Source organism: Ramlibacter sp. AN1015 (assembly GCF_037726105.1).
In the GTDB taxonomy this organism is placed as follows: Bacteria; Pseudomonadota; Gammaproteobacteria; order Burkholderiales; family Burkholderiaceae_C; genus Ramlibacter.
This window is the reverse complement of the sequence record NZ_JBBJUM010000002.1, coordinates 531,671-554,483: the sequence shown is the minus strand read 5'-3', so window position 1 is coordinate 554,483 and position 22,813 is coordinate 531,671. Positions and strand designations below refer to the sequence as shown.

General features: G+C 68.7%; 19 protein-coding genes and 1 tRNA gene. 8 read left to right on the top strand and 12 right to left on the bottom strand.

Annotated elements, in window-relative coordinates; translation table 11 throughout:
* Nucleotides 1-2: 2 nt before the first annotated feature.
* From WG922_RS05265 to WG922_RS05245, 5 genes are all read right to left on the bottom strand, one after another.
* On the bottom strand, nucleotides 3-986 hold the full coding sequence (locus WG922_RS05265; protein ID WP_340281148.1) for a Bug family tripartite tricarboxylate transporter substrate binding protein: 984 nt from the start codon (nucleotides 984-986) through the stop codon (nucleotides 3-5).
* A gap of 117 nt (nucleotides 987-1,103) precedes the next feature.
* The gene (locus tag WG922_RS05260; protein WP_340281147.1) at nucleotides 1,104-2,654 is read right to left on the bottom strand and encodes an acetolactate synthase large subunit; all 1,551 of its coding nucleotides are present in this window, start codon (nucleotides 2,652-2,654) and stop codon (nucleotides 1,104-1,106) included.
* Nucleotides 2,655-2,748: 94 nt separating this feature from the next.
* A complete protein-coding gene (locus WG922_RS05255) occupies nucleotides 2,749-3,735 on the bottom strand; it encodes a Bug family tripartite tricarboxylate transporter substrate binding protein (protein WP_340281145.1) in 987 nt (328 codons plus the stop codon).
* 41 nt (nucleotides 3,736-3,776) lie between these two features.
* Nucleotides 3,777-4,907 carry an LLM class flavin-dependent oxidoreductase gene (locus WG922_RS05250; protein ID WP_340281143.1) on the bottom strand — a complete coding sequence of 377 codons (1,131 nt, stop codon included), beginning with the start codon at nucleotides 4,905-4,907 and terminating at the stop codon, nucleotides 3,777-3,779.
* Nucleotides 4,907-6,091, bottom strand: coding sequence for a flavin reductase (locus WG922_RS05245; RefSeq protein ID WP_340281142.1), 1,185 nt, complete (start codon nucleotides 6,089-6,091; stop codon nucleotides 4,907-4,909). Before WG922_RS05245 ends, WG922_RS05250 begins: the two co-directional genes overlap by 1 nt.
* A gap of 96 nt (nucleotides 6,092-6,187) precedes the next feature.
* On the opposite strand from WG922_RS05245, the gene WG922_RS05240 reads away from it, so the two are divergent.
* Both WG922_RS05240 and WG922_RS05235 read left to right on the top strand, forming a co-directional pair.
* Nucleotides 6,188-7,165 carry a LysR family transcriptional regulator gene (locus WG922_RS05240; protein ID WP_340281141.1) on the top strand — a complete coding sequence of 326 codons (978 nt, stop codon included), beginning with the start codon at nucleotides 6,188-6,190 and terminating at the stop codon, nucleotides 7,163-7,165.
* An 81-nt stretch (nucleotides 7,166-7,246) separates the two neighbouring features.
* Nucleotides 7,247-8,038, top strand: a complete 792-nt coding sequence (locus WG922_RS05235) for an alpha/beta fold hydrolase (RefSeq protein WP_340281140.1) — start codon at nucleotides 7,247-7,249, stop codon at nucleotides 8,036-8,038.
* 36 nt (nucleotides 8,039-8,074) lie between these two features.
* On the opposite strand, the gene WG922_RS05230 is transcribed toward WG922_RS05235, so the two are convergent.
* From WG922_RS05230 to WG922_RS05215, 4 genes are read right to left on the bottom strand one after another with little or no spacing between them, the layout of a single operon-like run.
* Nucleotides 8,075-8,893, bottom strand: coding sequence for a phosphodiesterase (locus WG922_RS05230; RefSeq protein ID WP_340281139.1), 819 nt, complete (start codon nucleotides 8,891-8,893; stop codon nucleotides 8,075-8,077).
* The gene (locus tag WG922_RS05225) at nucleotides 8,878-9,915 is read right to left on the bottom strand and encodes a LacI family DNA-binding transcriptional regulator (protein WP_340281137.1); all 1,038 of its coding nucleotides are present in this window, start codon (nucleotides 9,913-9,915) and stop codon (nucleotides 8,878-8,880) included. The genes WG922_RS05230 and WG922_RS05225 overlap by 16 nt, the downstream gene beginning before the upstream one ends.
* Complete coding sequence (gene betC / locus WG922_RS05220; protein ID WP_340281136.1) at nucleotides 9,912-11,435, bottom strand: choline-sulfatase; 1,524 nt, start codon at nucleotides 11,433-11,435, stop codon at nucleotides 9,912-9,914. The genes WG922_RS05225 and betC overlap by 4 nt, the downstream gene beginning before the upstream one ends.
* A gap of 24 nt (nucleotides 11,436-11,459) precedes the next feature.
* The gene (locus WG922_RS05215; RefSeq protein ID WP_340281135.1) at nucleotides 11,460-12,455 is read right to left on the bottom strand and encodes a Bug family tripartite tricarboxylate transporter substrate binding protein; all 996 of its coding nucleotides are present in this window, start codon (nucleotides 12,453-12,455) and stop codon (nucleotides 11,460-11,462) included.
* A gap of 507 nt (nucleotides 12,456-12,962) precedes the next feature.
* Between WG922_RS05215 and WG922_RS05210 the strand changes: the two genes are divergently transcribed.
* From WG922_RS05210 to WG922_RS05200, 3 genes are all read left to right on the top strand, one after another.
* A complete protein-coding gene (locus WG922_RS05210; RefSeq protein ID WP_340281134.1) occupies nucleotides 12,963-13,184 on the top strand; it encodes a hypothetical protein in 222 nt (73 codons plus the stop codon).
* A gap of 473 nt (nucleotides 13,185-13,657) precedes the next feature.
* Complete coding sequence (locus WG922_RS05205) at nucleotides 13,658-15,262, top strand: BCCT family transporter (protein WP_340281133.1); 1,605 nt, start codon at nucleotides 13,658-13,660, stop codon at nucleotides 15,260-15,262.
* Nucleotides 15,259-15,978 carry a MarC family protein gene (locus WG922_RS05200; RefSeq protein WP_340281132.1) on the top strand — a complete coding sequence of 240 codons (720 nt, stop codon included), beginning with the start codon at nucleotides 15,259-15,261 and terminating at the stop codon, nucleotides 15,976-15,978. The genes WG922_RS05205 and WG922_RS05200 overlap by 4 nt, the downstream gene beginning before the upstream one ends.
* Before the next feature lie 51 nt (nucleotides 15,979-16,029).
* Here WG922_RS05200 and cydB read toward each other — a convergent pair whose 3' ends face one another.
* On the bottom strand, nucleotides 16,030-17,043 hold the full coding sequence (gene cydB, locus WG922_RS05195) for a cytochrome d ubiquinol oxidase subunit II (RefSeq protein WP_340281131.1): 1,014 nt from the start codon (nucleotides 17,041-17,043) through the stop codon (nucleotides 16,030-16,032).
* Entirely contained in the window at nucleotides 17,040-18,500 is a 1,461-nt protein-coding gene (locus tag WG922_RS05190) for a cytochrome ubiquinol oxidase subunit I (protein ID WP_340281130.1), read from the bottom strand. The genes cydB and WG922_RS05190 overlap by 4 nt, the downstream gene beginning before the upstream one ends.
* A gap of 309 nt (nucleotides 18,501-18,809) precedes the next feature.
* Here WG922_RS05190 and WG922_RS05185 point away from each other — a divergent pair.
* Nucleotides 18,810-18,886: transfer RNA gene (locus WG922_RS05185), tRNA-Arg, on the top strand.
* Between the two features lie 249 nt (nucleotides 18,887-19,135).
* Entirely contained in the window at nucleotides 19,136-19,387 is a 252-nt protein-coding gene (locus WG922_RS05180; RefSeq protein WP_340281129.1) for a hypothetical protein, read from the top strand.
* A gap of 306 nt (nucleotides 19,388-19,693) precedes the next feature.
* Here the strand turns inward: WG922_RS05180 and WG922_RS05175 are convergent, their stop codons facing one another.
* The gene (locus WG922_RS05175; protein ID WP_340281128.1) at nucleotides 19,694-20,134 is read right to left on the bottom strand and encodes a response regulator; all 441 of its coding nucleotides are present in this window, start codon (nucleotides 20,132-20,134) and stop codon (nucleotides 19,694-19,696) included.
* Between the two features lie 176 nt (nucleotides 20,135-20,310).
* Between WG922_RS05175 and WG922_RS05170 the strand changes: the two genes are divergently transcribed.
* Complete coding sequence (locus WG922_RS05170; RefSeq protein ID WP_340281127.1) at nucleotides 20,311-22,791, top strand: sensor domain-containing protein; 2,481 nt, start codon at nucleotides 20,311-20,313, stop codon at nucleotides 22,789-22,791.
* Nucleotides 22,792-22,813: the final 22 nt, after the last annotated feature.

Below are 22,813 nucleotides of genomic sequence, written 5' to 3'. Positions count from 1 at the left end.
CCTCACTCCGCTCGGATGTTCGCCTTCTTGATGATGGCGGCCACCCGGGCGTGCCCGCTGGCGACGATGCGGCGCATCTCGTCGGGGGTAGCCGTGTTTGGCTCCAGGCCCAGGCTCACGAGGCGATCGCGCACCGCCGGGTCGGCCAGGGCCTTGCCCGTCTCGGCATTGAGCGTGTCGATCACGGCGCGCGGCGTGCCCTTGGGCGCGAACAGCGCCACCCAGGTGTCGAACTTGAAATCGGGAATGCCGACCTCCGCAAAGGTGGGCACGTCGGGCAGCAGGGGCGAGCGCTTCTCGAGCGGCACGCCCAGCGCCACCAGCTTGCCACTCTTGACGTGGGGCAACACCACCGACACAGCCGAGAACACGGCGGGCACCTGTCCGCCGACCACGTCGTTGACGGCCGGCGTGGCGCCCTTGTACGGAACGTGGTGCAGCGAAATGCCGGCCTGCGCGGCCAGCATCTCCATGCCCACGTGCGACGCGCTGCCGATGCCGGTGGATGCGTAGTCCAGCTTGCCGGGGTTCGCGCGCGCGAAGGCGATGAACTCGCGCAGCGTCTTGGGGCCGATCTGCGGGTTGACGGCCAGGGTCCACGGGATGGTCGCCACCAGGGCCACCGGCTCCAGGTCGTTCAGGGGATCGAAGTTGAGCTTCGGCGCCAGGTTGGCCGCATAGTTCAAGACGCTGTCACCGATGCCGCCGATGAGGTAGCCGTCGGCCGGCGCGCGCACCACGCGCTCCGTGCCGAGCAGGCCCGCCACGCCCGGCAGGTTTTCGATCACCACGCCCTGTCGCAGGTTCTCGGCCATCTTCTGGGCGAGCACGCGGAGTGCGACGTCGCCCGCGCTTCCGGCGGCCAGCGGCAGCAGCATGGTGATCGGGCGCGAGGGATACGCCGTCGGCTGGGCCAGGGCGCCGCGCACGCCCGATCCGGCAACCATGGCAGCGATCCAACGCAAGGCGGTTCTTCGGTGATTCACGACGTCTCCTGGTAAGTGCGGCCACCCGAGGCGAGCGCGCCGCGTGCTGAAAAAACGATGCTGAGTGAGTGAGGCAGCCAGTGAGTGCGCCCGATGCCGGCGAGAGCACGAAGCCCTTCACAGCACGGCCTCGATCAGATGCGGGCCCGGTTCTGCCAGCGCGCGGCGCAACGCCTCGCGGAATGCCTCGGCCGAGGTCGCGCGCGTGCCCTCGACCCCCATGCCGCGCGCAAGCTGCACCCAATCCAGCGGCGGCTGGTCCAGCTCCAGCATGCGGCGGGCGTTGCGCCCCGGCTCGCCTGCGCCCAGCGCCTTCAACTCGTTGCGCAGGATGGCGTAGGACCGGTTGGAGAAGATGATCGTCACGACGTCGAGCTGTTCGCGCGCCTGGGTCCAGAGCCCTTGCGCCGTATACATCGCACTGCCGTCCGCCTGCAGGCAGATCACCTTGCGCTGGGGGCAGGCGATGGCGGCACCGGTGGCCAGCGGAATGCCGATGCCGATGGAGCCGCCGGTGATCTGCAGGTAGTCGTGGCGCGGTGCGTTGTGGGTGAAACCGAACAGCGTGCGCCCCGAGCTGACCGACTCGTCGCACAGGATGCTGTTCTCCGGCATCAGCGCCGCCAAAGCCGTCATGACGGCCTGCGCGGTCAGGGTGCCTTCGGGCAGTGCGGGGCGCGCGAGCTCCGGCGTCGAAGGCGCAAGGCTTGTCGGAACACCCAGCTCGTCGGCCAGCCATTCCAGGGCGTGCTGCAGATCGTGCGCCGGGCTCGCGAGGGTATGGATGGCGCAGTCCTTCGGCGTCAACACGCTTGGCTGCCCGGGATAGGCGAAGAATCCCACCGGCGCCTTGGCGCCGACCAGAACCAGCTGCTCGACCTCCCGCAGCTGCGAAACCGCCAGCTCGGTGGAGAAGGGGACGCGTTCGATGGCCGGCCGGCCAGCGCCGCGTTCCATGCGCGCGTTGCTTTGCTGGGCAAGCAGCTGCACGCCCGTGTGCTGCGCGATCCGCGCCGCCACGAGGAGCGCCTTCTCGCGCAACGCCACGCCCGAGAGCATCAGCGTGGTGCGCTTGCCCGAGCGGATCATGTCGGCGGCGCGGCGCAGTTCGGTCGCGTCCACGCGCTGCCGCGGCACCGGCGCGGGGGCGGTCACGACAGGGCCGGTGGCCGGGTTCCAGGTCGTGTCGGCGGGGACGATCAGTGTCGCGATGCGGCCCGGATGCGTGCGCGCTTCCACCACGGCCTGCGCCGCATCCGCCGAGACGCTGTCGCTGCTGCGCACCGAGCGCACCCAGTGCGACATCGGCCGCGCCAGGCCCTCTATGTCCGAGGTGAGCGGCGCGTCGTGCTGCAGGTGGTAGGTGGCGTGATCGCCGACGATGTTGACCATCGGCGTGTTCGCGCGCCGCGCGTTGTGCAGGTTGGCGAGCCCGTTCGCGAGCCCGGGCCCCAGGTGCAGCAAGGTCGCGGCGGGGCGCTCGGCCATGCGGGCGTAGCCGTCCGCCGCGCCCGTGACCACGCCCTCGAAAAGGCCCAGCACACACCGCATCCTCGGCTGGCGGTCGAGCGCGGCCACGAAGTGCATCTCCGAGGTGCCGGGGTTGGCGAAGCAGGTGTCGATGCCTGCGGCCAGCAGGGTGGCGCAGAGCGCGTCGGCGCCGTTCATGACCAGGCTCCTTGCGTGGGAAGGCCTGTGCGACGAGCACAGGCACAGGGGAAAGAACGAGGCCCCGTCGCGGGGCCCTGCGCAGGGCGCACGATCAGGGGCTGACGATGCCGGACTGCACCGCAACCTCGCGCAGCTTGCTGGTTTCGGTGCGGATCTGGCTGACCAGCTGCTCCGGCGTGCTGCCCACCGGCACCAGGCCCATGCTGGCGAACTGCTTCTGCAGCGCCTCGTCCTTCATGATGTTCCTGATCGCCACCGACAGCCGCTCGCGCACATCGGCCGGCAGGTCCTTGGGGCCGAACAGCGCCACCCAGTAGGTGAGGTCGTAGCCCGGCAATCCGCCTTCTGCGACGGTCGGCACATCGGGGTAGCGCGGATCGCGCCGGGCGCTGGTGGTGCCGAGCAGCCGGACCTTGCCCGAATCGATGTGCGGCTTGGCCTCGCCCGCGAAGATGACCTGGCACACGTTGGCGATCACGTCCAGCAGGCCCGGCCCCGAGCCCTTGTACGGAACGTGGGTCATCTGCACGCCGGTCATCGACTTGAAGACTTCTCCGGCGAAGTGCAGGCCGCTTCCGGGCCCCGAGCTCGCGTAGCTCAGCTTGCCCGGGTTCGCCTTGGCGTACTCAATGAACTCCTTGACGTTCTTTGCCGGCACCGACGGGTTCACCACCATCAGCAGGCCATAGGAGGCGATCTGGGAAATGGGCGTGAAGTCGTTGACGGGATCGTAGGAGAGCGACTTCTCCGTCACGGCCATGTACGTGTGCGTGCCGTTGGTCGTCAGCAGCAGGTTGTAGCCGTCGGGCGTCATGCGCGAGACCGCCTCCGCGCCGATACGACCACCCGCGCCGCCGCGGTTCTCGATCACCACCGGCTGCTTCAGATCGTCGGACAAGGCCTTGCCGATGGCGCGCGCCGCCTGATCGGAAAAGCCTCCGGCCGCATAGGGCACGATCAACCGCACCGGCTTCGATGGCCACGCCTGCGCGTACGCGCCTGCGGCCGCGACGGCCAAGCACACACCGGTGAGGGCCTGACGCCATGCGGCGCCGAACTTCGGGGTCAGCATCTTCATCGTCTCCTTGGAATGTTTCTTTCGTTGATGCGCGCCAGCCGTTACGCCGCTGTCACGACACAAGCGTTGCGTTGGCCCGACTGGATCGCGGCGTTCACGCGCGGCATCACCTCTTCCGCCATGAGCTGCATGGAGCGCCTTCCCAGTCGTTCGTCCGCCCAATCGACGCTCGCATAGACCAGCTCGCCAAAGTCGCCGGTCACCTCGCGCAGCGCCAGGATCTCATCGACCACCTGGTTCACCGTTCCACAGATGCACAGCTTGTCGACTACATAGTCCAGCGTGATCTCTGCGTCGGGCTGATCGCGATGCTCCTTGAACACCTCGTGGCGCTTGGACTTCATGAGCTTGGTGAGCAGCTGCCTGTAATAGAAGCGATACGGGCTTTGCGGATCGTCGCGGCCATAGGCGCGCGCGGTGGCATCGTCGTCGGCGACGAAGACCGTGCGCGCCACGCGCCACTCGCGCGCGTCCGGCTGGTTGCCGGCCTTCTGCTTGCCCTCGGCGTAATTGGCCCAGTGCGTCTTGACCCATTTGGGCAGCAGGAAGTTGGCCGACAGCGGGTGGAAGTCGCGCTCGCCCATCGCGACCACGCCCTTGGAGAAGGGCGCAACGACCGTGCCCACGATCTCGGGCCGGGGCGACTGGAAGGGCTTGGCGACGATGCCCACACCCACCGGGAAGTTCATGCTCTGGCGCGTCGTCACCTTGAAGCGGTTGCCCGGCAGGTCGATGTCGTAGGGCGGCTCGCGGCTCCACAACTCCAGGATCACGTCGATGGCCTCGGCGAAGAGCTTGTTGCGGTCTTCACCCAGCATGCCCAAGGCCTCGGCGTCCGACGCCAGTGCGCCGGGGCTGATGCCGAAGATGAAGCGGCCCTGTGCGAGGTGGTCGAACATCGCCGCGTGCGCTGCGATCAGCGTCGGGTGCATGTGCGAGAGGTTGCTCGTCCCGGTGCCCAGCTTGATCTGCCGCGTGGAGTGGATCAGCGTCGCCAGGAACATCATGCTGTTGGTGATGTTCTCCGCCTGGTCCGTCAGGTGCTCCCCCACGAAGGCGTCGTGAAAGCCCAATCTGTCCGCGAGCATGATGGCTTCGCGGTCCTCTCGCAGTGTCTGCGTCATGTCCCGGTGCAGGGGGTGCACCGGCATCATGAACATGCCGAGTTTCATCAGGGTGTTCCAGGTTGTTGGGTAAATGGAGCGGAAGCCTCGGGGGCATGGCCCAACTGGCGCGACAGGGATGCCGCGGTGGCTGCCAGCGCCGCCGGCACGGCCGAGTTCCAGTCGTGCGGCAGTACATCGGGGGTGCCGGTGGCCGTGAGCCCCAGCAGGATGCGGCCGCGCAGGTCGAACACCGGCGCGCAGAAGGCATTGATGCGCGTGCTGTAGGTGCCCATGAAGTGCGGGCTTGCGACCACGCGCGACATGCTGCGCATGCGCACCTCCGCGAGCAGCGCGTCGAGTTCCTCGCGGGTTCGCGGGACGCCTTCGGCTTGCGGCGGCAGGGCCGCCCACTCGGCGTCGAGCGCTTGTGCGACGGCTTCGCGCGGCATGTGGGCTGCAAAGGCGAGGCCGGTGGCCGATGTCAGCAGGCGCGACACCACGCCGACCCGCAGGTCGGGCTGGTGCTGCTGCTGGTGGGGCGGCTCCCATCGCACCACGGTGGGGCCGTAGCTGCCCCACACCGCGAGCGCGAGCGCCACGCGCCCCTGCAGCTGCACCGACAGTTCGGCAAGCGCCCGGCTGGCGATGCGCACCGCGTGCAGCTGCGCCTGGCCTTCCTCCGCGAGGTCGGGCCTGCCGTGCCCGATCTCGTTGGTCTGGGCGCAGAGATAGCGACCGTTGCCGAACACCAGCGGCTGGCGCGCGTCGTGCCGGAAGCTTTCCACGCGGCCCATGAAGATCGCGTGATCGCCGCCCGGGTAGTTCGCTTCCTTGCTGCACTCCAGGTAGGCGGCGCAGCCTTCGATCAAGGGCACGCCGCCGAGTCCGCTGCGCACCGGAACACCCTCGAACTTGTCGGTGCGCGGCGTGGCGAAGCGCTGCGAGACCCACACCTGGTCCTCGGCCAGGATGTTCACGGCGAAGTACCGGGCGTCGCGGAAAGCGGGGTGGCTGGGGGCCTTCAGTGCCTGGTTCCACAGGATCAGCGGTGGATCGAGGGAAACCGAAGTGAAGGAGTTGGCGGTGACGCCAAAGGCGCGGCCTTCCTGGTCCACGGTCGTGATCACGGTCACGCCGGTGACGAAAGCGCCCAGGACCCGCCGCAGCTCGCGGGTGTCCACCGCTGGTGGTATGGCGGAGGTCGCGGAGCCGCCCACCGGCCCACGCACGGGCGCTTCGAACACTTTCATCGCTTCCCTTGTCTGGTGCTGCAACCGTAAGCGCGCGCCGCTCGCAAAGAAAATGATTTGATATCATGACCTTCATCAACTAACTTGATCGGTGCCGTGGTCGATACGCTCCTGCGGATGCGCCTCTTCGTGGCGGTGTACGAGGAGCGCTCCTTCACCGCCGCTGCCGCGCGCGAGAACGCCACGCAGTCGGGCGTGACCCAGCACATCCGCAAGCTGGAAGACCAGTTCGGCATCACCCTGTTCGTGCGCACCTCCACCAGCGTCACGCCCACCCCTATTGCAGATACCTACTACGCCGGCTGCATCGAAGTGCTTCGCGCGCACGAGCAGACGCGGCACAACCTGCGCGCGCAGGGCTCGCAGCTCAGTGGTGAGGTCATCGTCGGCCTGACCCCGACCATGACGCGCAGCGCGACGGCGCCCGCGCTGGCCAGCTTCAAGGCCTCGCACCCGAACGTCATCGTGCGGGTGATCGATGCCTACAGCGACATCGTCGCGGAGAAGGTGCGCGCCGGTGAGCTCGACTTCGGCGTGGTGCCGGGTTTCACGCCCGAGACCGGCATGCGCAGCACGCTCTTTGCCCGCACGCCCGAGTTCCTGGTGTCCGGACCACGCTCCGGGGTGGATCTGCCCCACCGAGCACCGGTCGAGCTCGGGAAGATCAGCGCCCTGCGCATGGTGATGCCGAGCCCGCTGCAGGCGCGCCGCCGCCACCTGGAAACCTACATCGTCTCCACCGGCGCGCGGGTGGTCGAGCGCATCGAGATCGACAGTGCGCTCGCCGCGCGGGACTTCGTGGCGCACACGCGCGACTGGGTCTCGGTGCATCCGGGGATCTCGATGCTGGAGGAGTACGCGCATGGCCCGGCGGTGGTCAATCCGCTGGTCAATCCGCCCCTGATGCTGGAGCTGTTCCGCATCGAGCGCGCGCGCCACCCGCTGGCGCCGCCGGCGATCGCCTTCGCCCGCACCCTGCAGGCCGAGACGGTCAAGCTGCAGGACGAGGCCATTCGCATGCTGCGCGCCGAACCTGAGCAGCCCGCCCGACGCCGCTCCCATCAGAAGAAGTGATCCGCCCGATCACGCAAGATCATTTTTGCGCGAGCCGCTTCCTTGCCTATGCTTGCAGCGCAATTCACAGTCGGGGCAACGATGCAGCAGCAGCAAGAAGGTTTCACCTCCACGCGCTACGGGCGCATCCACTACGTCGAGCAGGGCGCCGGCGAGCCCCTGATCCTCATGCACAGCAACGGCTGCTCGCACCACGAGTTCGATGCCGCCCTGCCGTTGCTGGCGCAGAAGTACCGGTGCATTGCCTGGGACATGCCCGGGCACGGTGATTCCGAGCCCGGCCCGAACCGGCATCTCTCGGTGCTGGATTACGTGGACGCCGTGGTCGCGTTCATGGACTCGCTGGGCATCCAGAAGGCGCACATCGGCGGCGCATCGATCGGCGGAATGATCGCGCTGGCCGCAGGGGCGATAACCCCCGATCGCGCGCTCAGCGTCGCCATCATCGAGGCACCGCTTCGCAGCGAGCGCGAGTGGGCAGCGCAGTGGGCGCGCACCGAGCGCATGTTCGCGTTCCTGCAGCAGGGCGAAGCCGAGGTGGCGCCGCGCCTGCGCAAGCTCACGCCCGAGTTGCTGGAACGCTGGAACATCGACCGCCTGAAAGCGGGCAGCTGGCGCATGATGGACGTGATGTGGGCGCTGCGGCAGTTCGATGCGCGCGCGCACCTGCAGCGCATGCACGCCCCGGCCTGTGTGGTCATCGGCGACAAGGGGCCGGTGTTCGGCAGCAAGAGCGCCTACGCGGAGCTGCTGCCCCGAGCGCCGCTCAAGGTGCTCACCGATTGCGGACACTTCCCCATGATCGACGACCCGCAGGCGTTCTGCGCCGCACTGCATGAGGCCATCTGCGAGGCGCGTGCGGCAGCGGGCTGAAGCGGCGCCGAGACGCCGCCTCCTGGCCGCACGATCTCAATCGATCAGCTGCCCGCCGTCGTGGAACGGGTAGGGTCCGGCGAAGTCGCCCGAGGCGGCCAGGTGCGTCACCACGCGTCCGCCGTCGTCCTGCGCCAGCACGCGGAAGCCGGGCGGCTCCAGCATCCAGCGCGACGCGGCCTGCGGGTCGAGGTCGAGCGCGACCTGGTGCGCTGGGGAGGGGGTGGTGCAGGCGATGGTGCCGCCGAAGCGCACGTCGATGGCCCGATGCAGGTGGCCGCAGATCACGCGCTCCACGTTGGGGTGGCGCGCGACGAGCGCTTCCAGCTGCGCGGCGCCCTGCAGCAGGCCGATGTCGTCCATGTGCCCGATCAGCGTCTGGAACGGCGGGTGGTGCATGGCGATCACCACCGGCTCGTCCTTGCGGGCCTGCAGTTCCTGTTCGAGCCACTGCAGCCGCTGCGCGTCGAGCGTGCCATGCGACGCACCGGGCTCGCAGGTGTCCAGCGCGATGAGCCGCAAGCTGCCGACCTGCACCGAGTACTGCAGGAAGCTCCCCTCGGGGCCGAGCCACGCGTGGTGCGGAAAGCTGCGCCGCATCTGGTCGCGGTCGTCGTGGTTTCCAGGCAGCAGGTAGACCGGCATCTGCAGCGGCTCCAGCAGTTCGGCCAGGTGGGCGTACTCGGCGGCGCGGCCGAAATCGGTAAGGTCGCCGGTGATGACCACGGCCTCGGGGCGCTGGCGCAGCCGCAGCACGGACTGCACGGCGGTGCGCAGGTAGGGCGCGGTGTCGATGCGGCCGTAGGCCAGGCGCCCCGGCTCTCGGATGTGGAGGTCGGTCAGTTGGACAAGCATGGTGTCAGCGGCGCCCCCGTGGCCGCAGCGCCGGGCCCGATGGATTCGCCTTCTCGAAAAACGTGGGGGGCCGTGCGGCTGTCGCTGGCGGCAACCGGCGTGCCCGACTGCATGGCCGCTGCGAGCAGCCGCACGCATTCGACGCCGATCTCGCGGTTGGGTTGCACGACGGTACCGAGGGAGGGCGTCAGGTCGCCGCCGAGTTCGATGCCGTCGAAGCCCACGACGCTGAGGTCGTGCGGCACCTGCAGGCCGAGTTGCGACGCGGCGCGGACGGTGCGGATCGCCAGCAGGTCGTTCGAGCAGAACAAGGCGGTGGGGCGGTGCCCCCGCCGCTGCAGGAACTCCGTGAGGTGCCGGACCGCGTGGTCCATGAAGGGAACCTCGATGAGCTCGCCGTCTGGAAGCCCGCACTCGCGCATGGCGCGGACGAAGCCTTCGTGGCGCTGCTGCGCCCGGTCGGACGCCGCCAACTCACCGCTCACCATCGCGATGCGCCGGTGGCCGCGCGCCACCAGCAGGCGCACCACCTCCGCGACGGCGGCCTCGTTGTCCACCGACACGCAGGGATGGCGGCGGTGCCGGTTGTACGCGAGCACGTACGGAAGTTTCGCCGCGGCCAGGCGCCGCAGGGCCGGCGAGGTGGCGGGGTTGGCGACCACCAGCACCATGCCGTCCACGCTGCGCCCGCTCAGGGACGCCACCGCCGCTTCCTCGTCTTCGACGCGGTAGCTGGTGGTCGCGGGGATGATCGAATAGCCGTGCTCGGCCGCCGTGGTGGCGATGCCTTCCAGGCACTCTGCAAAGACCGGGTTGCGCAGCGTCGGCAGCACCACGCCGATGACCTTGCTGCGCTGCGTGCGCAAGGTTTGCGCGCTGGTGTTGGCGCGGTAGTGGAGTCGCAGCGCGACCTGGCGAACCTTTTCGCGCGTGGGCGCGCGCACCAGGTCGGGCGCGTTGAACACGCGCGAGACGGTGGCGACCGATACGCCGGCTTCGCGAGCGACCGCCTCGATGCTCATGCCGGCGGTGCAACGAACGGAAAGCGCGCGAGCGCCTTGGCGCCGGCGGCACCGTGCGCGCGCACGAAGCGCCGGCTGTCGTCGCGGCTCGCCTGGTAGTCCCAGCTCGGGCGCGGCTCGATCAGCCGCGCGGCGTCGCGCAGGTACAGGCGCCGCCTTTGGCTGGCGAGCACGTCGGCCAGCACCGCGTCGGCGTCCCAGCCCTCGAGCACCGCATGGGCGAGTTGCGCTTCGAGCTGCGCGGTCTCAGGCCGGCCCGCAAGGTCGGTGAGCTCATGGGGATCGGCCTGCAGGTCATAGAGCTGCGGCGGATGCCCATGCGTGTGGATGTACTTGTGCGTGCCGGTGCGGATCATCCGTGCCGGTGCGATCACACCCATGTCGGTGTACTCGCACAGCACGCGGCGCTCGGGGGTCGATCCCTGCATCAGCGGCTGCCAGCTGGCGCCGTCCAGCGGTTCGGGCCAGTCGCGCGCGCCGCCGGTCCAATCCATGAGCGTGGGCAGGAGGTCGATCAGCGACACCGGCGTCGCGATGCGGCTTGCGCCCCCCACTTCGGGGTGCCGCACGATCAGCGGCACCCGCGCCGAGGGCTCGAAGAACGTCTGCTTGTAGAACATGCCCCGCTCGCCGAGCATCTCGCCGTGGTCGGAGGTGAAGACGACGATGGTGTCGTCCTCCATGCCGCAGTCGGCGAGCGTGCGTAGCAGGCGCCCGACCTTGTCGTCGATGTAGGAGATGTTGGCGTAGTAGGCATGCCGCGCGTTGCGCACCTGCTCGTCGCTGACCGGCTGCACGTCGGCTCCGTGCGAGACATGCAGCCATTGGCTGTGGATGTCGCGCTGCTCCACCGGGATGGCGGCCACGGTCGGCATGTCGATGGCGTCGTGTTCGTAGCGGTCCCACCAGGGCTGGCCGGCGGTGTAGGGCGGATGCGGATGGCTGAAGGACACGGCCAGGAAGAAGGGCTTGCGCCCGGGCTCGCGCGCGAGGTCGTAGAGGCGCTGCACCGCCAGGTGTTCCACCTCGTCGTCGTAGTCCATCTGCAGGCTGCGCACGCAGGGGCCTGCCTGCAGCACGTTGACCATGCTGATGCCCGAGGGCTTGTCGCGCGGGCCCGCAGCCCAGTTGGGCGTCCAGGCGAAATCGGCGGGGTAGATGTCGGTGGTCAGGCGCTCGGCGAACCCATGCAGCTGGTCGGGCCCGATGAAATGCATCTTGCCCGCAAGGATGGTGCGGTAGCCGGCGTGGGCCAGCAGGTGCGCAAAGGTGGGCGTCGCCGCCGGCAGCTCGCTGGCGTTGTCGTACGCGCCGATGGAGGTCGGCAGGCGGCCCGTCATCATCGAAAAGCGCGAGGGCGCGCAGATTGGCGAATTGCAATAGGCCGCCTCGAACACCGCGCCGCGCCCTGCCAGTGCGTCGATGTGCGGCGCGCGCACCACCTGCCCTCCGTAGGGTCGCAGGGCGGCGGCCGCCATCTGGTCGACCTGGATGAACAGGATGTTCGGCTGGCTGCGCATGTCGGCTATGCGTATGTCCCGGGCTCAGTCGATGCTGGCGCCGGCGGCCTTGATCACATCGGCCCAGCGCGCCTTCTCGGACTTGATCTGGGCGGCGAACTCTGCGGGACTCGTGGTCACCACGTCGGCGCCCTGCTTGGCGAAGAACTCGCGAACTTCAGGCTTCGCCAGCACGGCGAGCACTTCCTTGTGCAGGCGCTCGACGGTGGAGGAGGGCGTGCCGGCGGGCGCCATGAGGCCATACCACGACTCCACCACAAAGCCCTGCACCCCGGCCTCGCTCATGGTCGGGTAATCGGGCGTGGCGGCCGAGCGCCTGGCGCCGGTGACGGCCAGCGCACGCAGCTTGCCGGCGCGCACGTGGGGCAGCGCCAGCGGCGTGTTGACGAAGGCAAATGCGGTCTGTCCGGCGATCAGGTCGGTGACTGCCTGCGGAGCGGACTTGTAGGGGACGTGCACCGCCTCGATGCCTGCCATGGACGTGAACATCGCGCCCGAGAGGTGGTTGGCCGTGCCGTTGCCGAACGAGGCATAGCTCAGCTTGCCCGGCTGTGATTTCGCCAGCGCCACCAGCTCCTTGACGTTGGTCGCAGGCAGCTTCGGGTTGACCACCAGCAGATTGGGGACGGAGGCCACCGTCGTGATCGGCACGAAGTCCTTCTCGGCGTCGAAGGGCAGCGATTTGTAGAGGCCGGGGTTGATGGTGTGCGTGCCGGTCGTGGCCATCACCAGGGTGGTGCCGTCCGGCGGTGCCTTGGCGACGAGTTCCACGCCGACGTTGCCGCCGGCACCGGTGCGGTTGTCCACCGTGACGGGCTGCTTGATCGCTTCCGACAGGTGCTGCGCGAGCACCCGCGTGAGGATGTCCACGCCACCCCCGGCTGCGAACGGCACGACGATGCGCACGGGCTTCGAGGGGAAGGTGTCCTGTGCCGCGGCAACGCCGGGTGCGAGCGGCAGCGCGAGCGCGCAGGCCAGCAGGGACAAACGGGACAGCAGGTGACGGCGGGAAGCATGCATGGCGCGATCCTTTCTGAAAACGTTTACATCCTGCGGGCGGATTGTGACCCGATCGTGACGAGGTGGGGAGGGCGAGGAAACCCGGGTAGGCGGTGTGCCGGCCTCGATCACGGTACGACGCCTGCTGCCGCGCCACCGGCCGGCGCACGCCGAATGCGCGCTCCGGCGCTCCAATTGCTCGCCGTCGTCGGCATGCACCGTTCTGTTCCCCGCGGGCCCAGTCGTGCTCTTGTCGGCCAGCAGCGCCACGGTCTTGCGCGCAAATGCGGGGCACCCACGAGAGGCGAGCGCGTGGGAGGTGCCCGCGAGGCGGCGTGCGCCGGGCCCTGACTGCTCTCGCGGAGCGCAGCCATGCAGGCATGGGCGGTGCAGTGCGTGGTCCCCGGCGCTGCGCCCGAAGGCGCTGGCTCGAGGCCCGGCAATAGCCCGACCGAGCCATGCGGGCGCGCCCCACGCGCGCCACGGCGCTTTCACAATGCCTCGACAGGACAGCGGAGGCAGACAAGCATGATCAGGTCGTTGTTGACGGCGCGGGAGCCCCAGCGCCACACCGCGCAGGCGGCAAGCGCACCACCGCAGGGCGAGGGGCTGCCGGAGGTCTATGCGCCGCCGGAGGTCGTGCAAGGCGACGGGGGCGATGCCGACTGGGCCTTGTGGGACTCGTGCGTGGCGGCGCTCGATGCGCAGGTACGCGCCGCGCGCGCGCAGCAGCAGGAAGCACGCAGCTGATCGGATACGCGCCGCGATCGCGTGCATGCGGCGTGCAGCACGCGCATCCATACGTCGGCGGATGGTGCGCCGTCCTCCCGTGCCTCGGGTCCGCGGCAAGCTGCCGCTGCGCAAGCGCTGCCGCCTGAGGGCCGACGCTGCCGACCAGGCGCACCCCGCGCTCTCGCGCGCTGCAAGGGTGCGGCAGGTCCGGGCGTCACGCGCAGCGTGTGCCGAGTGCCGCGCGCGAGATGGCGCGATGCCACAGATGCCCGCCGGGCCTCGCACTGCTCGGCGCACGGCGTGCCCAATTGAGCGGCAGAGCTGCCGCAAGCCCTCCGCCCGGAGCGCGCACGGCCGCCTGCGCTGCCGTACGCGGGGTGGCGGCCGCATGAGCCCCGTGCAGGACGCAGCTCGCTAGACTGACCCATCGCGGGCACGTCGGCCGGTGACACGGTGCGTGCGCACAAGGACAACAACAACAAGGGTCCCCCATGGAATTGATCGTCTCCGCCGGCCTCATCGTTGCCATCGTGCTGTGGGGCGTCGTTGCGCCCGACCACCTGGGCAGCGTCTTCGACACCGCGCTGGCCCTCATCACACGCAACTTCGGCTGGTTCTACCTGTGGATCGTGTTCGCGCTGGTGGTGATGGCGGTGGTGCTGGCGTTCAGTCGTTACGGCGATCTCAAGCTGGGGGGTGAGGATGACGAGCCCGAGTTCGGCGCCGGTGCCTGGTTCGCGATGCTGTTCGCTGCGGGCATGGGTATCGGGCTGGTGTTCTGGGGCGTCGCCGAGCCGATCTCGCATTACGGCACGCCGCCTCCGGGCATCGCCCCCAACACGCCCGAGGCGGCGAACGCGGCCATGCGCTACAGCTTCTTCCACTGGGGCCTGCACCCCTGGGCGGTCTACAGCGTGGTGGCGCTGTCGATCGCGTTCTTCCAGTTCCGGCGCGGCGGATCGGCGCTGGTCAGCACGTCGGTGCGTTCGCTTCCGTGGAAGCCGCTCGCGCTCCTCGGACCCTTGGCCAACGTGCTGGCGGTGATCGCGACCGCCTTCGGTGTCGCCGCCTCGCTCGGCATGGGTGCCCTGCAGATCAACAGCGGCTTGAACGCCTTCGCCGGACTGCCGATCGGCTCGGCCTCCCAGGTGGGCATCATCGTGGTGACCACCGTGCTGTTCATCGCATCGGCCGTGACCGGCGTGACACGCGGCATCAAGTGGCTCTCGAGTTTCAACCTCATGCTGGGCGGCTTGCTCGCCCTCGCCGTGCTGCTGTTCGGCCCCACCGTGGCGATCTTCGATACCTTCACGACCACGCTGGGAGCCTACCTGTCCGAGTTCCTGCGCATGAGCTTTCGCATGACACCGTTCCGCGACAGCACCTGGGTGGGTGGCTGGACGGTTTTCTACTGGGCCTGGTGGGTCTCGTGGTCGCCGTTCGTGGGGCTGTTCATCGCCCGCGTCTCGCGCGGCCGCACCATCCGCGAGTTCATCCTCGGTAGCGTCGCCGTGCCCACGCTGGCCGCCTTCGTATGGTTCTCGGTGTTCGGCGGCACGGCCCTGAACCTGGAGATCATGCAGAAGGTGCCGATCGCCGAGGCGGTCAAGAGCGATGTGTCCACGGCCCTGTTCGCCATGTTCGATGCCTTGCCCTTCTCGCCGCTGCTCTCGGCCGCGGCCACGGTGCTGGTGCTGGTGTTCTTCGTCACCTCGGGCGACTCCGCCACCCTGGTGCTCGGAATGATGAGCACCAAGGGCGACGAGAACCCGCCGGCGCGCGTGAAGATCATCTGGGGCGTGCTGGTGGCCGGCATCGCCATCACCTTGCTGCTGGCCGGTGGCATCAAGGCCGTCCAGACCGCCACCATCGTGTTCGCGCTGCCGTTCGCGGGCGTGATCGTGCTGATGGCCATTGCGCTCTGGCGTGGGGTCAAGGAGGACTGGACCGAGCAGGACCGGCGCGAGCGGGCCCTGCGGCGCCGGCTGCGCGCCATGTCCGAGACCGACGGAGCGGCGGCCGCGACTTCGGCCACGCCGAGATCGACGGCACCGACGACCGCGCCACCGACCGGGCGGGGCACGCAAGCCCCATGACCTGGGAACTTGCGGCCGCCGTGAGTCGCGGCTTCCTGTTCGCGCTCGCCGCGATCCTGCCGATCCTCAACCCGGCCGCGACCGCGCCGATCTTCCTGAGCCTGACCGAGGGCGCCAGCGACGACACGCGCGCGCTGCTCGCCCGGCGCATCGCGCGCAACATGGTGCTGCTGATGCTCGGCTCGATGCTGGTCGGCTCGTATGTGCTGGACTTCTTCGGCATCTCGCTGGCGATCGTGCGCGTGGGCGGCGGGCTGATCGTGGCGTCGGCGGCCTGGCGGCTGCTCACGGTGACGCCGGCCACGGTGGACAACCGCGTGGAGCTGGCGGAGGCGTTTTCGCCGGAGCAGGCGAGCCGCCAGGCCTTCTATCCGCTGACCTTCCCGATCAGCTGCGGCCCGGGGTCGATCGCAGCTGCGATCACCGTGGGGGTGTCGCTGCCCGATCCGGTCGTGGCGATTTCGCTCGCGCGCATCGGCGGCGGCGTGCTGGCATTGGGCGCCTGCGGCGTGCTGATGTACTTCGCATTCCGCTATGCCCAGCAGCTGCTGCGGCCGCTGGGCGAGGCCGGCACGATGGTGTTCCTGCGCCTGGCGGCCTTCATCCTGCTGTGCCTGGGCGTGCAGATCGTGTGGGACGGTGTGCAGGAGCTGCTGAGTTCCGTGATCCATCCGATCGTTGCGCAGGGCGGTCCGGTGGAGGCACTTGCACGGTGAGCGGACACCGCCACCGCGAGCACGTGCAATCCGGTGTGGTCGCGCGTGCGCTCAGTGGTAGCCCTCGCCCGGCCCGAGTTTTCCCCGGAACAGCCAGAACACCAGCACCGTGTAGGCCAGGATCATCGGCAGCAGGATGGACGCGCCGATGAGGAAGAAGACCTGGGAGCCGGGGTAGGCGGCGGCGTCCCAGACGGTCATGGTGGGGGGCACGAGGTAGGGCACGTTGGAGAACACCAGCCCCAGGAATGCCAGCAGGAAGATGGCGATCGCGCTGATGAAAGGCAGCACGGTGCGGCCGTTGCGCATGCCCCACCAGCACAGCCACGAAAACAGCGCGGTGGCGACCGGCACCTGCAGCAGGAAGAACACGTTGGGCATGCTGAACCAGCGCTGCGCGATGCGTTCGAACTGCAGCGGCGTCCACACGCTCACCACTGCGACGAAACCGAGCAGCACCAGCAGCAGCACCGGCCCCAGCTTGCGCGCGCGCTCCTCGACCACCCCGGTGGTCTTCATCATCAGCCAGGTGGCGCCGAGCAGCGCGTAGCCCGACACCACGGCCAGGCCGCACATCAGGCTGAACGGCGAGAGCCAGCCCAGTGGGCGGCCGGCGAACTGGCCATCGACCACCGGAATTTCCTCGAGGATGCCGCCCAGCGTGATGCCCTGCGCGAACGCCGCGAGGATGGAGCCGATGGCGAAGGACCAGTCCCAGGCCTTGTGCCGCGGCTTGGCGACCCAGCGGAACTCGAAGGCGACGCCGCGAAAGATCAGCGCGAGCAGCAGCACCAGCACCGGCACGTACATGGCCGGCATGATCACCGCGAACGCGTGCGGAAACCCGGCCCAGAGCGTGACCCCGCCCAGCACCAGCCAGGTCTCGTTGCCGTCCCAGAAAGGCGCGACCGAGTTCATCACCAGGTCGCGCTCGGCTTCTTCGCGGTAGAAGGGAAAGAGCATGCCGATGCCGAGGTCGAAGCCGTCGAGCACCACGTACATCACCACCGCGAACCCCAGCAGCAGCGCCAGGATGACCGGCAGGATTTCGGCCATGTCGGTCATGCTGGGCCTCCGCGGATCGACGGCCCGCCCGGCCCACCGGTGTCCGCGCCGGAGAGGTCGGTGGGTACGGCTTCCTTGTCTTCGGGCTGGCCCCCTGCGAGTGGCCGGTTGGGTAGCGTCTCGGGCCCCGACAGCGACGGCGCGGGACCTTTGCGCACCATGCGCCAGACATACCAGATGCCTACGCCGAACACCACGAAATACACCAGCACGAACAGCGTGAGCGACACCGCAACCTGCGCCGCCGTGACCGGCGACACCGCGTCGGCAGTGCGCAGGATGCCGGTGGCGATCCAGGGCTGGCGGCCGATCTCGGTCACCATCCAGCCGGCCAGCAGCGCAACGAAGCCCAGCGGCCAGCAGCGCCTCAGCAACTGCAGGAACCATCGCGTCTGCTCCAGGCGCCCCCGCCACAGCAGCCAGCTGCCGTAGAGGCCGATGCCGATCATGAAAAAGCCCAGCCCCACCATCAGCCGGAAACTGAAGAACACGGGCACCACGGGCGGGCGGTCGCTGCGCGGGAAGTCCTTGAGCCCAGGGAAGAGGCCAGTCCACTGGTGGGTGAGGATCAGGGCGCCGACGTTCGGCAGAGCCACTTCGAAGCGGTTGCGCTCGGCGTCCACGTCGGGCCAGGCGAACAGCACCAGCGATGCCGGCCGGTCCCCGTCCCAGTGGGCTTCGATGGCGGCCACCTTGGCAGGCTGGTGCTTGAGCGTGTTGAGCCCGTGCAGGTCGCCCACAACCGCCTGCAGCGGAGCCAGCACGGCAATCATGCCGAGGCCCATGCGCAGCATGGTCATCGACTCTTCGCGGAACTTGCCCTGCAACAGGTAGCGCGCGCCGGCCGCCACCACCACCAGCGAGGTGGTGAGGTAGGTGGCGATCATCATGTGCGTGAAGCGGTACGGAAAGCTCGGGTTGAAGATGATCTGCAGCCAGTTGACGGGGTAGGTGATGCCGTCGCGCAGCTCGTAGCCGGCGGGTGTGTGCATCCAGCTGTTGGCCGAGAGGATCCAGAAGCCCGAAAGCGCCGTGCCCAGCGCCACCACCACGGATGCGAGCGCGTGCAGCCAGGCAGGAAACCGGTTCCAGCCGAACAGCATCACTCCGAGGAAGCTGGCCTCCAGAAAAAACGCGGTGAGCACCTCGTAGCTGAAGAGCGGACCGAGCACGTTGCCGAACACGTGGGCGAAGCGGCTCCAGTTCGTGCCGATCTGGTATTCCATGACGATGCCCGAGACCACGCCCATCGCGAAGGAGACGGCGAAAACCTTGGTCCAGAAGCGCGCCAGGGTGTGCAGGTGCTGGCGGCCCGTGCGCAGCCACATGATCTCCAGCGTGGCGATGAACGCCGACAGCCCGATCGTGAAGGCCGGGAAGATGATGTGGAAGGCGACTGTGAAGGCGAACTGGATGCGAGAGAGCAGCACCGCGTCCATGCCGAAGACAGTTTCCATGGCGTCTCGTGGCTCGTCGCCGCGCACGGGATGGCGCGCGGTCGCGGGGCCAGTGTAGGCACCCCATGCGCGGCTGTGGCGCCGCTTGCGCGCGGGAAATCGCAACCATTCTTGTCTCCTGCGCGGCTGCCGGACGACATGAGTTGCGTGACAACAAGGCACGGCAGAAAGGCATGCCGCAGGGGCACGCCCGTAGTGCCCGCGTGCACCAGCGCGGCGCCGCGGTGCACGCGACCCAAGGCAGAAATTGAAAGAGAGCCTGCCCACCCGTTCGAGGGCCCGGAAAACGCTGATATACTTGCGGGCTCAGCGGCTGTAGCTCAGTTGGATAGAGTACTTGGCTACGAACCAAGGGGTCGTGGGTTCGAATCCTGCCAGCCGCACCAACCTTTGAAACGGGTCAGTTCTTCGGAACTGACCCGTTTTTCTTTGGGCCGCCGGCCTGCCCCGGTCGCGGGCGCGCGGTAGCCCATGCGTGCAACGGCACGCCGAGGCAGTCCAGAGCACGCGGCCTGTCGAGCTACGTGTGGTCACCGCGCTTAGTCCATGTCACCCATGGACGCGCCTGGGCTGTTCACACTCGCATCACTGTCCCATCCACCAGGGCCTCGTGTCCTTCAACTTTGGAGATTCATATGCGAAGCATTTCCCTTCCCCGTATCGCCGGCGTGATCGGCCTTTCACTGGGTGCCGCCATGATGGCCGGCTGTGCCAACTGGGGCGAGAGCAGCCGCATGGGTGCCGGCGCATCCGACAGCCGCACCATGCCGCGCGGCACCGCAGGCCCGAACACCACCATGCCCAGCGGCACGCAGGGTACGTCTGGACCTGGCGCTACCGGCGCCGGCGGCTCGGTAGGCACCGGCGCACCTGGCGTCGGTCGCTGACGCTACGCGCTCGCCGCCCGCATCTGGCGGGCGGTGGCGGTGGGCTATGCGCACGCCGCTGCCCCGGCCTGGGCAATCCGGTGCGAAAGGGTGTGCGGTAGTGCCTGTCGTCCCCGCAAAGTCCACGCTTTGCGAGCTGCTCGCTATGCCGAGCGACATGCGGGCGCCTTGCAGCACGGCTGCACAGCGCGGCCGATATCGGTTGTCTCCACGCAGCAGCAATTTCTCCCCTCGTGCATCCAGCGGGTGCGCATCTCTTCGTCATCGACCTCAGCTTCCGGCGCGCCGCCGGCCACCGGGCTCGGCTCAGGGCGAATCCTTCCCGGAGGGAACCACCTGTGCGGCTTGCGCGCCTTCGTTGGCCTTCAGGTAGCAGTGCCGGACGCAGTAGTCCACCAGCGAATCGATTTCGGTGGACTTGTCGAACACGGCATCGACGCCCAGCTGGGCGCAGCGCTTGCGAACGCTCGCGTTTACGTAGTTGCTGAAGATCACGACCTTCTGCCCCGGCCGGCGGGCAGAGAGCTTCTGGACCAGGTGCATGCCGCTGCCGCGCTGCAGGAAGAGATCCACGATCAGCAGATCCCAGCCCTCGGCGTTCGCGCCTACCCAGGCGACGGCCTCGTCCTCGGTGCCGCTGGTGCCCACGACGCGCACGCAGGTGAGTTCCTCCAGGGTCCCCACGAGGTTCTCGCGGATTGTCGGGTTGTCTTCGACCACGAAGGCGCGGAGATTGGCGGCTTGCATGCGGGGGGAGGCACATTCATAGGTAGCAAGTCGTTACCACTCTAGTCGCATTGTTGTTGAGTCCGTACGGACTGCGTCGCGACGTACTGTAGGACGCTACCGACCGAATGCGGCGCGGCCGCGGCCGGGCGCGTAACATCGCCGCTGTCGAGGCGCACCGCCTTTTCAGCCACATCGTGCACGAACCCGCCGCTTCCTCCGCACACCACCTGGAGCCGTCCCCGAGTTTTGTTCGCCTGCTCGAGCAGGCGACCGAAGCCGGCTTGTGGAGCCTCGAGCCCGCCAGCGGAACCCTCGCCTGGTCATCGCGCATGGCGGCGATGCTCGAGGCGCCCGGGGACTACGTGCCGGCTGGCGAGCAGGCTTTCGAGTTCGTGGCGCCCGAGTGGCGCGACGAGGTCGAGTTCCTGGTGCGCCGCTGCGCGCAGCAGGGCGAACCCTTCGACCGCGAGGTACAGGTGCTCACCTACGCGCATCGCCGCGCCTGGGTGCGTCTGCTGGGACATGCCGTGCGCGATGCCGCCGGCGAACTGCTCCGCGTCGAAGGTGCGGCCGTGGAACTCACCCCCCGGGGGGTGCCCGGCGGGAGTCTCCTGCGCAACACGGCCGGCTGGGGCCTCGGCGGCGAAGGCGGCGATGCCTTTGCCACGATCGATCGCGAAGGTCGCTTCACCTTTGTCAACGAGCGGACCGAGCGCCTGCTCGCGCAGCCTTCCAGCGGCCTGCTGGGGCGCGGGCTCTGGAGCGTGTTCCAGAAGACGGCGCGCCTGCGCGTGGAAGAGCGCGTGCGGGCCGCCCTGGAGCAGCAGCGACCGCTGGAGCTGGAGGAGCTCGATGCGCGCCAGAGCGACTGGATCGAGCTGCGTGGCCAGCCCTTCGGCGCGGGCCTGGCGCTGCACCTGCGCAACGTGACCAGCCGCCGCAAATCGCAGGAGCAGTTGCGCCTGCTCGAAGGCAGCATCGCGCGACTGAACGACATCGTCATCATTACGGAGGCAGGGCCCTTCAACGAGCCGGGACCGCGCATCGTGTTCGTGAACGACGCCTTCGAGTCGCGCACCGGGTGGGGCCGCGACGAGGTGATCGGACGCTCGCCCCGCTTCCTGCAGGGGCCGCAGACCCAGCGCGACCGGCTCGATCTGGTGCGCAGCGCGCTCGAACAGTGGCGTCCCGTGCGCGTCGATCTCATCAATTACCGCAAGGACGGCGAGCCGTTCTGGGTCGATCTGGACATCTCTCCGGTATGGGACAAGGCTCGCAAGCTCACGCACTGGGTGGCGGTGGGCCGCGACGTCACCGAGCGCAAGGCCAACGAGGAAAAGATCCAGTACCTGGCGTTCTACGACGCCCTCACCCGCCTGCCGAACCGGCAGCTGCTGCTGGACCGGCTGAACAAGCTGATCGCGCGACGCGACCAGCCGGGCGAGGGTGCGCTGATGTTCATCGACCTGGACAACTTCAAGGTCCTGAATGACTCTCTGGGCCACCAGAAGGGCGACGTGCTGCTGCAGCAGGTGGCCGACCGCCTGCGCGCCAGCGTGTCGGCCGACGATACCGTGGCGCGCCTGGGCGGCGACGAGTTCGTCGTGCTGCTGCAGCCGCGACGGGGCGAAGCGGGAGAGGCCGAGCTCGCCGCCTCCGCGGTCGCCGAGCGCATCCTTGCGGCGCTGGGCGAACCCTATGTCTTGCCCGGCTACCTGCACCACAGCACCTGCAGCATCGGCGTGACGGTGTTCGGCAGCGGCCCGAGCACGGTGAGCGAGCTGCTCAAGCAGGCCGACCTCGCGATGTACCAGGCCAAGCGTGCCGGGCGCAACACGGTGTGCTTTTTCGACCCCGAGATGCAGGCGGTCGCGAGCGCCAGTGCCGCACTGGCAGCCGACCTGCGGCAAGCCTGGCGTGCGAAGCAGTTCCGGCTCGAATACCAGCCGCAGGTCGATCTGCACGGGCGCATGACGGGTGCCGAGGCGCTGCTGCGATGGATGCATCCCGAGCGTGGATGCGTGCCGCCCGACCAGTTCATCCCCACGGCCGAGGAAACCACCCTGATCCTCACCATAGGCCGCTGGGTGCTCGACCGCGCCTGCGAGCAGCTCGCCCAGTGGGCAACGCGGCCCGACCGCGCCCACCTGAGCATTTCGGTCAACGTGAGCGCGCGGCAGTTCCGACACCCCGAGTTCGTCGATGGAGTCATGGAGGCGATCGCCCAATCGGGCGTGACGCCCAACAAGCTCAAGCTCGAGCTGACCGAGACGCTGCTGGCGGACGGCTTCGACATCACGGTGGCCAAGATGGGAAGCCTCAAGCGCATGGGGGTGGCCCTGTCGCTGGACGACTTCGGCATGGGCTACTCGTCGCTGGCCTACCTGAAGCGCCTGCCGCTCGACCAGCTCAAGATCGATCGCGAGTTCGTCAAGGACGTGCTCACCGATGCGCACGATGCAGCGATCGCACGCACCATCATCGGCCTGGCGCAGAGCCTGCATCTGGGCGTGGTCGCGGAAGGCGTGGAGAACGAGGCCCAGCGCGACTTCCTGGCGCAGCACGGCTGCGACGGCTTCCAGGGTTATCTGTACTGCAAGCCGGTGTCGCTGGAGCAGCTGGAGAGCTTCATTGACGAAAACGCGGCCGCCACCGCCCAGCACGCCGCGCTCTGATGCCGCAGCGGGCGAGCGGCCG